The 15,183-nt window shown below is 74.4% G+C and carries 2 protein-coding genes; both read right to left on the bottom strand.

Translation table 11 applies throughout. The features are described from left to right. Window positions 1-2,882: type I polyketide synthase (locus IO40_RS0112700; protein WP_157846439.1), on the bottom strand; the 2,882-nt coding region annotated here is incomplete at its 3' end. Continuing rightward, on the bottom strand, window positions 2,879-15,166 hold the full coding sequence (locus IO40_RS38245) for a type I polyketide synthase (RefSeq protein ID WP_051894404.1): 12,288 nt from the start codon (window positions 15,164-15,166) through the stop codon (window positions 2,879-2,881). The genes IO40_RS38245 and IO40_RS0112700, both read right to left, overlap by 4 nt. Window positions 15,167-15,183 lie beyond the last annotated feature (17 nt).

Below are 15,183 nucleotides of genomic sequence, written 5' to 3' on the forward strand. Positions count from 1 at the left end.
AGCGGCGCGTCCTCGGCGAGGCCCAGCTCACCGGCGAAAGCACTCGTGTCACCGCCACGCACGGCGGACCAGAACTCGGCATCGACCGGGTCCTGACCGACCTCGCTGTCAACGGCCTCGTCCGCCAGCCAGTAGCGCCGGCGCTGGAAGGCGTACGTGGGCAGATCGACGGGGTGTGCGCCGGTTCGGGCGTAGAAGCCGTGCCAGTCGACCTCGACACCGTCCGTCCACAGCCGGGCCAGGGCCGTGACGGCGGTCGTGGCTTCGGGGCGTTTGCGGTGCAGGACGGGTACGGCGAGCGCGTCGTCGGTGGTCTCGCCGATCGCGCCGATCAGGCTCGCGTCCGGACCCAGTTCCACGAAACGGGTGACGCCGAGGGAGGTGAGGTGCGTGACGGCGTCCGCGAAGCGCACGGTGCCGCGGGCCTGGTCAGCCCAGTAGGCCCCGGTGAACTCCGTCACCGGCTCGCCCGAGAGGGTGGACACGACCGGTATCCACGGCCGGGCGTATTCCAGTTCGTCCGCCACCTCGCGGAATGCGTCCAGCATCGGGTCCATCAGCGCCGAGTGGAAGGCATGGCTGACCTGGAGCCACCGGCCCTTGCGCTCCGGCAACCGCGCGGCCACCGCCTCCACAGCCGCCCGCTCACCCGACAGCACCACCTGACCCGGCGCATTCACCGCCGCCACCGACACACCCTCCACCAACAGCGGAGCGACCTCCTCCACAGTGGCCCGCACCGCCCACATCGCCCCACCCCCGGGCAACGCCTGCATCAACCCCGCACGCGCCGCCACCAACCGACAGGCATCCACCAGCGACAACACACCCGACACATGCGCAGCCGCCAACTCACCCACCGAGTGACCGACGAGGTAATCAGGCCTGACACCCCACGACTCCACCAGCCGGAACAACGCCACCTCAACCGCGAACAACGCAGGCTGCGCCCAACCCGTCCGACCCAACACCTCCCCGTCCGCGAACATCACCTCCCGCAACGGACGGTCCAACAACCCGTCGAAGCCCGCACACACCTCATCCAACGCAGCCGCGAACACCGGGAAGGCCGCAGCCAACTCCCGGCCCATACCGAGCCGCTGACCACCCTGACCGGAAAAGACGAACGCGGTCAGTCCGTCACCGGCCACTCCGGACACCACGTCCGACGCCGACCGGCCGGCTGCGAGGACGCCCAGGCCCTGACGCAGCTCGTCCGCGTCCGTGCCGAGCACCACAGCCCGGTGCTCCAGGGCGGCGCGCGTCGTCGCCAGTGACAGGGCCACGTTCGTCGCGTCCAGGCCGTCGACCGCAGTGGCCAGCCGCCGCGCCTGTGCCGGCAGGGCTTCCCGGGACCGAGCCGAGACGACCCAGGGCAGCACCGGCAGTTGGACCGTGCCCACGACGGCAGCCGCCCTGGACGCGCCCTCTTCGGAGATTTCGCCGGCCGGCTCCTGCGGGGTCATCGCCCGCGGGGTCGGCTCCTGCGGGGCCTCTTCGACGATGACGTGTGCGTTCGTGCCGCTGGCGCCGAAGGCGGAGACGCCCGCGCGGCGCGGGCGGTCCTCGGCGCCCGGCCACTCGTGGGCCTCGGTCAGCAGCTCGACCGCGCCCGCCGACCAGTCCACGTGCGACGACGGCGTCTTCGCGTGCAGTGTCCTGGGCAGCAGCCCGTGCCGCATGGCCAGCACCATCTTGATCACGCCCGCGACACCCGCCGCCGCCTGCGTGTGTCCGATGTTCGACTTCACCGACGCCAGTCGCAGCGGCCGGTCGTCGGCGCGGCCCTGCCCGTAGGTCGCGAGCAGCGCCTGCGCCTCGATGGGGTCGCCGAGCGCGGTGCCGGTGCCGTGCGCCTCCACCGCGTCCACGTCGGCCGTCGAGAGGTCGGCGTCGGCCAGCGCCTGCCGGATGACGCGCTGCTGCGACGGACCGTTGGGGGCCGTCAGGCCGTTGCTCGCACCGTCCTGGTTCACGGCGCTGCCGCGGAGCACCGCCAGGACCTGGTGTCCGTTGCGGCGCGCGTCGGACAGCCGCTCCAGGAGCAGGACGCCGACGCCCTCGCCCCAGCCGGTGCCGTCCGCGTCGTCGGAGAACGCCTTGACGCGGCCGTCCACGGCGAGACCGGACTGACGGCTGAACGCGATGAAGTTGCGCGGCGTGCTCATCACCGTCGCGCCGCCCACGAGCGCGAGCGAGCACTCCTCGTCGCGCAGCGCCCGCATCGCCAGGTGCAGGGCCACCAGGGAGGACGAGCACATGGTGTCGACGGTGACGGCGGGGCCCTCCAGGCCGAAGGTGTAGGCGATCCGCCCGGACAGCACGGCCCCGGAGCCACCGGTCAGCAGGTGTCCCTCGACGCCCTCGGGCGCCGTGCGCACCTGTGTCCCGTACCCCTGGTCACTGGCGCCGACGAAGACACCCGCCCGCTCGCCGCGCAGGCTCTCCGGGTCGATACCGGCCCGCTCGAAGACCTCCCAGGAGGTCTCCAGCAGCAGTCGTTGCTGCGGGTCCATCGCCAGCGCCTCGCGCGGCGAGACGCTGAAGAGTCCGGCGTCGAACTCGGTGGCGCCGTCCAGGAACGCGCCGTACCTGGTGTAGCTCGTGCCGGGGTGCGCGGGATCGGGATGGTGCAGCCGGGCCAGGTCCCAGCCGCGGTCGTCGGGCATCTCGCCGACGAGGTCGGCACCGGCCGAGATCAGGTCCCAGAACTGCTCCGGAGTCTCCACACCGCCCGGGAAGCGGCAGCTCATGGAGACGATAGCGACCGGCTCCCGCCGCCTGTCCTCCAGCTCCCGGACCTTCTTGCGGGTGGTCCGCAGCTCGGCTGTGAGCCGGTTCAGGTACTCCCGCAGCCGCTGTTCGGTCGCGCCACCGCTCATCCGATACCCAACTCCCGGTCGATCAGGTCGAAGATCTCGTCGTTCGAAGCCGCCGTCAGGTCGTCCTGCGGGTCGGCTGTGTCTTCCGCCGCCGGTTCGAGGCGGCGCAGCAGGGCGCGCAGCCGGTCGGCGAGGCCGAGGCGGGTGCGCTCCTCGTCCGGCAGGGCCGCCAGCCGGGCCTCCAGCCGGTCCAGGTCGGCGGACACGTCGTTCCCGCCGTCGGCCGTCCCGCCGCTCAGGTGGCGGACGAGCGCGGCCGGGGTGGGGTGGTCGAAGACCAGGGTCGCGGGCAGTCTGCGTCCGGTCGCGGCGGCCAGCCGGTTGCGGAACTCCAGCGCTGTCAGCGAGTCGAAGCCCAGTTCCTTGAAGGGCCGGCGCGGGCGGATCTCGTCCGGTCCGCCGGCCTTGAGCACGGCGGCGGCCTCCCGCCGGACGATGTCCGTCAGCGCGGTCTCGCGCTCCTCGGCGGACAGGCCGGCGAGCCGGTCCGCGGTGGCCGCGGCCTGCTCCGGGGCGGGCGCGTGGTCACCGTCCGTACCGGGCGCCGACTGAGGGGCGAGGGCCGCGACCAGCCGGCGGTCGCGGTCCGTCGTGTACAGCGGCACCCAGCGGGCGAGGTCGAAGGAGGCGAGGGCGACAGTGGTGTCGCCGTTGCCGACCGCCAGTGCCAGGGCCCGTACCGCCCGCTCCGGCCGCATCAGCCGCACGCCGCGCCGGGTGAGCAGGTCGGCGACGTCGCCGTCCACCATGCCGGCGTCCCAGGCGCCCCAGGCGACGGACGTGGCGACCGCGCCGCGTGCGCGGCGCTCGGCCGCGAAGGCGTCCAGGTAGGCGTTGGCGGCGGCGTACCCGGCCTTGCCGGCGTCCCCCCATGTGCCGGCTCCGGAGGAGAACAGTACGAACGCGTCCAGGTCCGCGTGCCGGGTCAGGGCGTCCAGGTTGCGGGCGCCCTCGACCTTGGCCCGGAGCACGCCGGCGAGGTCGGCGGTGGACAGCTCGCCGACCGGGGCGGCCGGCTGGGTGACCCCGGCGGCGTGTACGACGGCGCTCAGCGGCGCGGTGTCGTCTGCCGTCGCGAGCAGGGCGGCGAGCTGGTCCCGGTCGGCGACGTCGCAGGCGGCGACGGTCACCCGGGCGGCGCCGAGTGCGGTCAGTTCGGTTCGCAGTTCGTCCGCGCCCGGCGCGTCGGGGCCCCGGCGGCTGGTCAGGATCAGGTGTGCGGCACCGTTGCGGGCCGCCCAGCGGGCGACGTGGCTGCCGAGTCCCCCGGTGCCGCCGGTGATCAGGACGGTGCCGCGCGGTCGCCACGGCTCGGCCTCCGGCGCCGGGGCCGGGACGAGCCGCCGGGCGAGGGAGGTGCCGGCGCGTACGGCCACCTCGTGTTCGCCGGTGGTGCCGGACAGGCTCTCGGCGAGCCGTGCCACATCGTCCTCGGTCAGCTCGTCCGGCAGGTCCACCAGGCCGCAGACCCGGCCCGGCTCGTCGAGCCCGAGCACCACGCCGAGGCCCCACACCTGCGCCTGTGCGGGGTGCCGGACGGGGTCGTCCGCGGTGGTGCCGACCGCGCCGCTCGTCGCCGTCCACAGCGGGACGTGCGGGGCGCGGGCGGCCAGTTCGTGTACGCACGTGACGGTGTCCGCGAGGCCGACGGTGACCACCGGATCGTCGTCGCAGGGCCGCTCGTCCAGGGCGGCCAGCGACAGGATGCCGGCGATGCCCTCCGGCAGCGGGGCGCAGCCCCGGGCCAGTTCGCGTGCGGTGACGGGGTGCACCGTGGCGCCGTGCCGGGCGAGGCCCTTGAGCACCGCCCGGACGAGATCCGGCCGCACCGGTTCGTTCGGGGTCAGCACGATCCAGTCACCGGCCAGGGGCGGGGTGCCGGTGCCGGGCACCGGGGTCCAGTCGATGCGGTAGCGCCAGCCGTCGATGAGGGCCGCCTCCTTGCGGGCGGTCGCCTCGGCGGGCGCTTCGAGCCAGTGCCGGCGGCGGCGGAACGGATACGTGGGCAGCTCCACCAGGCGGTCGGGGCCGCCCGGGACGGCGGGGCCGAAGTCGACGGGGACACCACGCACCCACGCCTCGGCGAGGGAGAGCATGAATCGGTCGGCGCCGCCGTCGTCGCGGCGCAGCGAGCCGACGGCGAAGGCGTCGTCGCGGTCCGCCAGGGTGTCCTCGACGGCGGCGAGCAGCACCGGGTGGGGGCTGCTCTCGACGAAGCATCCGTAGCCCTGTTCGGCCAGCGTCCGCACTGCTTCGGCGAAGCGCACGGGCCGGCGCAGGTTGGCGCGCCAGTAGGCGGCGTCGAGCGCCGGGGTGTCGATCCACTCGCCGGTGACGGTGGAGAGGAACGGCACCTCGGGGCTGCGCGGCCGGACGGGGGCGAGCAGCCCGGCCAGTTCGTCGAGGATCTTTTCGACGTGCACGGAGTGCGAGGCGTAGTCCACGGGGATCATCCGCATCCGTACGCCCCGCTGCCTGCAGGTCCGGCTCACTGCCTCCAGTGCGGCGCGGTCGCCGGAGAGCACGACTGTGCCGGGCCCGTTGACCGCGGCGACGGACACCTGGTCCGCGTGGTCGGACAGCAGATCGCCCGCCTGGTGCTCGGGGAGCGCGACGATGGCCATGGCACCGTGCCCGGTGACCGCGGTCAGTGCGCGGCTGCGCAGGCACACCACTCGTGCGGCGTCCTCCAGCGACAGCGCCCCGGCCACACATGCCGCGGCGATCTCGCCCTGCGAGTGCCCCACCACGGCGTCAGGTTCCACCCCGTAGGACCGCCACAGCGCGGCCAGCGACACCATCACCGCGAACGAAGCGGGCTGCACCACATCCACCCGCTCCAGCGACGGAGCATCCGCATCACCCCGCAACACCGCGAGCAGCGACCAGTCCACGAACGCGGACAACGCCGCCTCACATTCACGCATGCGTTCCGCGAACACCGGCGAAGCCTCCATCAGCTCCACCGCCATACCGGCCCACTGCGCGCCCTGGCCCGGGAAGACGAACACCGTCCGCCCCACCGGACCCGCGACGCCCGACACGACATTCCCGGCAGGCTCACCCGCAACCAACGCCGACAGACCGGACTCGTACCCGCCGACAACCACCGCACGGTGTTCGAACCGTGCCCGCGTGGTGGCCAGCGACCAGGCCACGTCCGCCGGATCGGCCTGCCCGGCCAACGGGGCCAGGGCAGCCGCCTGTTCGCGCAGCGCCTCCGGATCGTGGGCCGACAGGATCCAGGGCACGACGGGCCGGGCGCCGGCCGGGCTCTCCTCGGTGCCGGACGTTTCCGGCCGGTGGGGGTGCCCGTCCCCCTCCCCTTCTTCAGGCAGTGGAGGAGCCTGTTCTTCAGGCAGTGGAGGAGCCTGTTCGAGGATGACGTGCGCGTTGGTGCCGCTGATGCCGAACGCGGAGACACCGGCCCGTCGTGGCCGGCCGTTCTCCGGCCACGGCTGTGACTCGGCCAGCAGCCGGACGGCGCCCGACTCCCAGTCGACGCGCGAGGTGGGCTCGGTCGCGTGCAGGGTGGCCGGGAGGAGGCCGTGCCGCAGCGCCTGCACCATCTTGATCACGCCCACCACGCCGGCCGCCGACTGGGTGTGCCCCAGGTTGGACTTGGCCGAGCCCAGCCACAGCGGCCGGTCCGCAGGCCGGCCGGTGCCGTATGTCGCGATGAGCGCCTGGGCCTCGATCGGGTCGCCCAGGCGGGTGCCGGTGCCGTGTGCCTCGACGGCGTCCACCTCGTCCGGGCCGAGGCCGGCCCGGTTGAGCGCCTGGCGGATCACACGCTGCTGGGCCGGGCCGTTCGGCGCGGTCAGGCCGTTGGACGCACCGTCCTGGTTGACCGCGCTGCCCCGCACCACCGCCAGCACCCGGTGTCCGGCGCGCCGGGCCGCGGACAGGGGCTCCACCAGCAGCACGCCGACGCCTTCCGCCATGCCGAAGCCGTCCGCGTCCTCGGCGAACGACCGGCAACGGCCGTCGGCGGACAGTGCGCGCTGCCGGCTGAAGCTGATCAGCGGCGTGGGTGTCGACATCACCGCGACCCCGGCGACCAGCGCGAGCCGGCACTCCCCGGCCGCCAGTGCCTGAGCGGCCATGTGCAGGGCCACCAGCGAGGAGGAGCAGGCCGTGTCGATGCTGACGGCCGGGCCGGTGAAGCCGAACTGGTAGGCGAGCCGCCCGGAGACCACGCTCGGCGCCCCGCCCGTGACGTGGTAGCCCTCCAACTCGCCCGGCATGCCGTGCGGCAGGCCGTAGTCCGGTGGCAGCACCCCGGCGAACACGCCCGTGTCGCTGCCCTTGAGGTCGGCCGGCACGATGCCCGCGTGCTCGAACGCCGCCCAGGACGTCTGGAGCAGCAGCCGCTGCTGCGGGTCCATGGCCAGCGCCTCGCGGGCGGAGATGCCGAAGAACTCGTGGTCGAAGTCCGCGGCTCCGTCGAGGAACCCGCCGGCCCGCGCGTAGCTGGTGCCGTGCCGGTCGGGGTCGGGGTCGTACAGCGCCTCGACGTCCCAGCCCCGGTCCCCGGGCAGCGGGCCGACGACATCGCCGCCGTCCACGAGGAGCCGCCACAGCGCGTCCGGTCCGTCGATGCCGCCGGGCAGCCGGCAGGCCATGCCGACGATGGCGAGCGGTTCGTCGCACGCCGCACCGGCCGGCGGCGGCGCGGCCTCCACGGGCTGCCTGCCCCGCACCTGGTGCAGCAGGTGTTCGGCGAGCAGGGCGGGGCTCGGGTGGTCGAAGACGAGTGTGGTGGGCAGCTGTGTGCCGGTGGCCGTGGCGAGCCGGTTGCGCAGTTCGACGGCGGTCAGCGAATCGAAGCCCAGGTCCCTGAAGGCGCGGTCGGCTGCGAGGGCTTGCGGTTCACCATGGCCGAGCACCTTCGCGGTGTGTTCCCGCACCAGGTCCAGGGCCAGGTCCCGCCGTGCGTCATCGGGAAGTTCGGCGAGCCGGGCGTGGAACGCGGAGGCGGGCAGGTCGGCCGCCTCGGGTCCGGCCGCGTCCTTCGGCGCGGTGACGAGGCCGCTCAGCAGCGGGCTCGGCCGGGCGGAGGTGAAGACGGGGCCGAACCTGTCCCAGTCGACATCCGCGACGGCGACGGCCGTCTCGTCGTGGTCGAGGACGAGCTGGAGCGCCTCCAGTGCCTGCTCCGGGTCGAGGACGGGCAGCCCGGTGGCGGCCAGGGAGGCGAAGCGGCTCTCCTCGATCATGCCGCCGCCGCCCCACGGGCCCCACGCGACGGAGGTGGCGGTGCCGCCGCGCGAGCGACGGGCCTCGGCCAGCGCGTCCAGGTAGGCGTTCGCGGCACCGTACGTGCCGTGCTCCGCGACGCCCCAGGTGCCCGAGACCGACGAGAACAGCACGAAGGCGTCCAGCGGGGTGTCCGCGAGGAGTTCGTCGAGGTGACGGGCGCCCTCGACCTTGGCCGCCAGCAGGGCCGGCAGGTCCTCCGGGCGTACGTCCTTCAGCGCGGCCAGCTCGCAGGCACCGGCGGCGTGGAAGACGGCGGTGAGCGGCCGGTGGTCCTGGCCGGTCCGGGCCAGCACGGCGGCCAGCGCCGTACGGTCGGTGACGTCGCAGGCCACCGCGGTCACCTCGCAGCCGCTGCCGCTCAGTTCGTCCGCGAGCGCGGCAGTCGCGGCACTGCCCCCGCCGCTGCGGCTGAGCAGGACGACGTGGTCGGCCCCGCCGTCGGCCAGCCGGCGGGCGAGGCGGCGGCCCAGCGCGCCGGTGCCGCCGGTCACGAGGACGGTGCCGTGCGGCCGGTACGGGCGAGGTCCGGTCGCGGGGCGCCGCGCCGGCACCAGCCTGCGGGCGAACAGCCCGGCCGGCCGGATCGCGGCCTGGTCCTCGTCCTGCCGGCCGGCCAGCAGCGCGGCGAGCCGGTCGCCGGACCTGGCGTCCCAGCGGGCGGGCAGGTCCACCAGGCCGCCCCAGGCCCGGGGCTGTTCGACGGCCACGGCCCGTCCCGCGCCCCAGAGGGCCGCCAGTGCCGCGTCGGGGGCCGGGTCCGAGGGGCCGACGGCCACCGCGCCGCGAGTGGCGCACCACAACGGCGCGTCGACACCGGCCCGGTCGAGGGCGTCCAGCAGAGCGGCCAGTCCGGCCACCCGGGCGGCGGGTTCCTTGCTGCCGGACAGGGCCAGGAGGGAGAGCACCCCGGTCACCTGCTGCCCGTCCACGGCCCGGGTGATCGCCTCGGGCCCGGGCAGCTCGCCCGGCAGCAGGCAGAGCACAGCTCGGGCGCCGGCGCCGCGCAGCGCTTCGACCACCTCGCGGTGACCGGCCGCACCGGCCGCGTCGGTGGCCGCGGCCACGTCCTCGTCCCGTGCCACGACCAGCCACCTGCCGGTCAGTTCGGCGGCCGGAGTGTCCGGCACCGGATGCCAGGCGATGTCGTAGCGCCAGGCCGCGGCGGAGTGCTCGTCCGCCGCAGGCCCGGCCGGTGCCGTGGCGGGCGGCGTCCACCAGTACCGCTGCCGCTCGAACGGGTAGGTGGGCAGCTCGACGCGGCGGACGTCGCGTCCCGCGAACACCTGCTCCCAGTCCGGCTCCACGCCGTGCACCTGCGCCTGTGCCAGTGACTCGCGGAACCGGCTGAGGCCCCCGTCGCCGCGGCGCAGGGAGCCGATCGCCACGCCGTCGGCGGCCCCCGCGCTCTCCAGCGTCTGCTGGACGGCGATGGTCAGCGTCGGGTGCGGACTGGCCTCCAGGAAGATCCGGTGCCCGGACCCGGCCAGATCGCGGACGGTCTCCTCGAACCGCACCGTGCCGCGCAGATTGCGGTACCAGTAGTCGCCCGTCAGCTCGGTGCCCTCCAGCACGGTCCCGGTGAGGGTGGAGTGGAACGGCACCTGGGCGCGGCGCGGCTCGATCGGCGCCAGCAGCTGCGCGAGATCCGCCTCGATGGCCTCGACCTGCGCGGAGTGGGAGGCGTAGTCGACGGGGACGGCGCGGCCGTCGATGCCCGACCCGGCACATTCGGCGAGGAGTTCGGCAACCGCGTCGGTCTCGCCGGAGACCACCACGGACCGCGGCCCGTTCGTGGCGGCGACGGAGACCCGGCCCTCGTACCGCGCCACGATCTCGCCGACCCGCTCCACGGACTGGAAGACGGACGCCATCGTGCCGCGCCCGGCCAGCGCCAGCAGCGCCCGGCTGCGCAGCGCCACGACCCGCGCGCCGTCCCGCAGACTGAGCGCGCCCGCCACGCAGGCCGCCGCGATCTCGCCCTGGGAGTGCCCGACCACCGCGGCCGGACGGACGCCCTGGGACTGCCACAGCTCCGCGAGACAGACCATGGTCGCCCACAGCGCGGGCTGCACCACGTCGACCCGGTCGAGCGAGGGTGCACCGTCGGCGCCCCTGAGCACATCGATGAGGGAGAAGTCCACGAACTCCGCCAGCGCCCGGTCGCACTCGGCGGCCCGTGCGGCGAAGACGGGCGAGGAGTCGAGCAGGCCCGCTGCCATGCCGGGCCACTGACCGCCCTGCCCGGGGAAGACGAACACCACCCGGTCGTCCCCGGCGGGCCTGCCGCGCACCAGCCCGGCGGGCTCGCCGCCCGCGGCGAACGCCGCCAGCCCCTCGTCCAGCGCCGCCGGCCCGTCGGCGAGCAGCACGGCGCGCTCCGCGAACCTGGCGCGGCTGGTGGCCAGCGTGTGGGCGATGTCGGCGGTGCGCCCCGCCGGCCCGGCGCGCAGCGCACCGCGGAGCCGACGCGCCTGCTCGCGCAGCGCCTGGGGCGTCCGCGCGGACAGGACGAACGGCAGGGCGGCGCAGCCGTCGGCGGCACCGGGAAGGGCTTGGGTCCGTGCGTCGCCGGCCTGCTCCGCCGATCCGGTCGGCTGCGTCAATGGGCGGCCGGTGGGCCCGTGCTGGAGGGCGGGCTCGGCCTGCGCGGTCGGCACGGTGAGCCCGGCTGGCTCGCTCGGCTCGGCCAGGTGGGTGGGTCCGGCCTGCCCGGTCGGATCGCTCGCCCCGGCCGGTTCGGCCGATGCGAGGGGCGGCTCCGCGAGGATGACGTGGGCGTTGGTGCCGCTGATCCCGAAGGACGACACACCGGCTCGGCGCCGCCGGTCCCCGGCGGCCCACGGCACGGGCTCGTTCAGCAGTCTGACCTCGCCGGACGACCAGTCGATGTGCGAGGACGGGGTCTCGGCGTGCAGGGTCCGCGGCAGCAGTCCGTGCCGCATCGCGAGCACCATCTTCATCACACCGCCCAGCCCGGCGGCGGCCTGGGCATGCCCGATGTTGGACTTCAGCGAGCCCAGCCAGAGCGGTCGCTCCGGCGACCGGCCACGGCCGTAGACGTCGATCAGCGCCTGCGCCTCGATCGGGTCGCCGAGCACCGTGCCGGTGCCGTGCGCCTCGACCGCGTCCACGTCGTCCGGCCGCAGTCCGGCGCTCGTCAGGGCCTGCTGGATCACCCGCCGCTGGGAGGGTCCGTGCGGAGCGGTCAGGCCGTTCGACGCGCCGTCCTGGTTCACCGCGGTTCCCTCCACCACGGCCAGGATGCGGTGGCCGTGGCGGCGTGCGTCGGACAGCCGTTCCAGGACGAGGGTGCCCACGCCCTCCGCCCAGCCGGTGCCGTCCGCGTCGTCCGAGAACGCCTTGCACCGCCCGTCCGGCGCGAGCCCGCACTGTCTGCTGAATTCGACGAAGATGCCCGGCGTCGACATCACGGTCGCCGCCCCGGCCAGCGCCAGCGAGCACTCGCCGGCACGCAGCGACCGCACCGCCAGATGCAGCGCCACCAGGGACGCCGAGCAGGCCGTGTCCACGGTCATCGCGGGACCTTCCAGGCCCAGCACATAACTGATCCGGCCGGACGCGGTGGAGGCGGTGGTACCGGTCAGCGCGTAGCCCTCCAGGCCGTCCGACGCCTCGTGCAGCCGCGGCCCGTACTCCTGGTGCATCGCGCCGACGAACACGCCGGTGCCGGTGCCGCCCAGCCGGGAGGGGTCGATCCCGGCCCGCTCCAGCGCCTCCCAGGACGTCTCCAGCAGCAGCCGCTGCTGCGGGTCCATCGCCAGCGCCTCACGCGGACTGATGCCGAAGAAGTCCGCGTCGAAGTCGCCCGCGTCGTGGAGGAATCCGCCCTCCCGCACCGCGGAGCCACCGGGCGCGTCCGGGTCGGCCAGCAGCCGCCGCAGGTCCCAGCCCCGGTCCACGGGGAAGGGCGAGACGGCGTCCGTGCCGGACCGCACCAGCTCCCACAGGTCCTCGGGCGAGCGGACCCCGCCGGGAAAGCGGCAGCCCATGCCGACGATCGCGATCGGCTCGTCGTACGACGGCCGGCCGACAGGCGCCTTCGCGTCGGGCCCGGTCGCACCGCCGATCCGAGCCTGCACATGCTCGACCAGCCGTTCGGGCGTGGGGTGGTCGTACAGCACGGTGGTCGACAGGTCGACCCCCAGCGCCTCGCAGATCCGGTTGCGCAGCCGCAGCGAGGACTGCGAGTCGAATCCGGCGTCCTTGAACTGCGTACGGGCGGGGATCGTCGTGGCATCGGTGTGGCCGAGCACCGCGGCGGCGTGCGCCCGCACCAACTCCAGCAGGACCCGCCGCCGCTCGGCCTCGTCACGGGCCTCCGCCAGCCGCGCCGCCGCCACGCCGACCTCGCCCTCGACGGGCTCCGGCGCAACGGTGTCGAACCAGTGGCGCCGGCGTTGGAAGGGGTAGGTGGGCAGGTCGACGGTGCGGGGGCGGGCCCCCTGGAAGGTGGCCGTCCAGTCGACGTCGACGCCGCGTACCCACAACTCGGCCGCGCTCGCCAGGAACCGGTCCAGCCCACCGTCGTCACGGCGCAGCGAACCGGTGACGATGCCCGGCTCCGTTCCGGCCGCCTCCACGATCTCCTGGACGGCGGTCGTCGTCACCGGATGGGAGGAGACCTCCACGAACGTGCCGAAGCCCTCCGCGGCCAGCTTCTCCACCGCCTCGGCGAACCGCACCCGGGAGCGCAGATTCGTGAACCAATAACCGCCATCCATCTGTGAACCGTCGGTGAACTCCCCCGTCACCGTGGACAGCACCGGCACCCGACCCGCACGCGGCCTGACGCCCTCCAAAGCAGCAGCCAGATCGTCCTTCAACGCATCCATGGCCGGGGAGTGGGAGGCATAGTCCACCGCGATCCGGCGAGCCCGTTTCCCCGAGCGTTCGCACTCGGCCACCACCTCGCCGACCGCGTCCGCCTCACCGGAGACCACCACCTGCGAGGCGCTGTTGACCGCAGCCACCCACACCCGACCAGGCCACCCCGCCAGCAACTCCTCGACCCGCTCCACCGGAGCGGCGACCGACGCCATGCCTCCCGAGCCGGACAACCGGGCAATCGCCCGGCTGCGCAGGCACACCACCCGTGCGGCGTCCTCCAGCGACAGCGCCCCGGCCACACACGCCGCAGCGATCTCACCCTGCGAATGCCCCACCACAGCAGCCGGCTCCACCCCGTAGGACCGCCACAGCGCTGCCAGCGACACCATCACCGCGAACGAAGCGGGCTGCACCACATCCACCCGCTCCAACGACGGCGCACCCGCATCACCCCGCAACACCCCCAGCAGCGACCAGTCCACAAACGCGGACAACGCCACCTCATGCGCGCCCTGACCAGGAAAGACGAACACCGTTCGCCCCACCGGCCCAGCCACCCCCGACACCACACCACCAGCAGGCTCACCCGCAGCCAACGCCGACAGACCCGACCCATACCCGCCAAGCACCACCGCACGGTGCTCGAACCGCGCCCGCGTCGTCACCAACGACCAGCCCACATCGCCCGGATCAGCCGCATCCACCGAACTCAGCAGCCCCGTCGCCTGACCACGCAAACCCGCGCCACTCCGCGCCGACAGCACCCACGGCACCACCGACGGCTCGATCGACGACACGGCCGACGGCTCGACCGACGACACAACGTCGTCGCCCCCGACCGGCGCGGGCTCCTCGGGTGCCTCCTCCACGACCACGTGCGCGTTCGTACCGCCCATGCCGAAAGCGCTGACGCCCGCGATGCGGGGGCGGTCCCCGACGGGCCACTCGACCGGGTCGGCGGCGACGCGGAGGTTCAGTTCGGTGAGCGGGATCTCGGGGTTCGGCCGCTCGAAGTGGAGGCTGGCGGGTATCCGTCCGTGGTGCAGGGCCAGAACTGTTTTGAGCAGACCGACGCCTCCGGCGGCGGCCTCCAGGTGCCCGACGTTGGTCTTGGCGGAGCCCACCAGCAGCGGGTCCGCGGTGTCGCGGGCGCTGCCCAGCACGGTGCCGAGTGCGGCGGCCTCGACGGGGTCGCCCACCGGGGTGCCGGTGCCGTGCAGTTCGACGTACTGCACGGCGTCCGGGCGGACTCCGGCCGACGCGTAGGCCTGCCGGAGCACTTGGGCCTGGGCCCGGCTGCTGGGAGTGGTCAGGTTCTCGGCGGCGCCGTCGTTGTTGACGGCGCCGCCACGCAGCACACCGTAGATGCGGTCGCCGGCTGCGAGGGCGTCCGGCAGCGGTCGCAGGACGAGGGCGACGCCGCCCTCGCCGCGTACGAAGCCGTTGGCCCGGTGGTCGAAGGTGTGGCTGCGGCCGTCCGGGGACAGGCCGCCGAACTCCTCGGCGACGAGACCGGTCTCGGCGGCGAGGTTGAGGTTCACGCCCCCGGCGAGGGCGAGGCTGCTCTCGCCGCGGCGCAGGCTCTCCATGGCGGTGTGCACCGCGACAAGGGAGGATGCCTGGCCGGCGTCGATGACCAGGCTCGGCCCGCCCAGTCCGAGGAAGTGCGAGACCCGGTTGGCGATGACGCCGCGGCTCACGCCGGGCATGGCGTGGTGGTTGACCGCGCTGCGCCCCGCGCGGCCGAGCAGCAGGGCGTAGTCGTCGCGCATGGCGCCGATGAACACCCCTGTCGCGCTGCCGCGGATGCGGTCGGCGGCGATCCTGGCGTCCTCGAAGGCCTCCCAGGCGAGTTCGAGCATCAGCCGCTGCTGGGGGTCGAGCACGGCGGCTTCCCGGGGGGTGATCCCGAAGAACTCCGCGTCGAACCGGTCGGCTCCGTCGATGAATCCGCCCCAGTGCCCGCCGGCCGTCTCGCGCCCGGCGGGGACCCGGCCGACCGCGCACTCCCCGTCGCAAAGCAGCCGCCAGAAGGCGGCCGGATCGGCCGCGCCGGGCAGTCGGCAGGAGAGCCCGACGATCGCCACCGGCTGGTGGCCGGTGGCGGTTGCCGGGCGGACGGCGGGCGCGGGGTCCCCGGTGCGGGCGGTGCCCGGTGAGCGTGAGGTGTCCATGTGGCGTACTGCTCCCG

The organism is Streptomyces albus subsp. albus (assembly GCF_000725885.1).
GTDB lineage: Bacteria > Actinomycetota > Actinomycetes > Streptomycetales > Streptomycetaceae > Streptomyces > Streptomyces albus.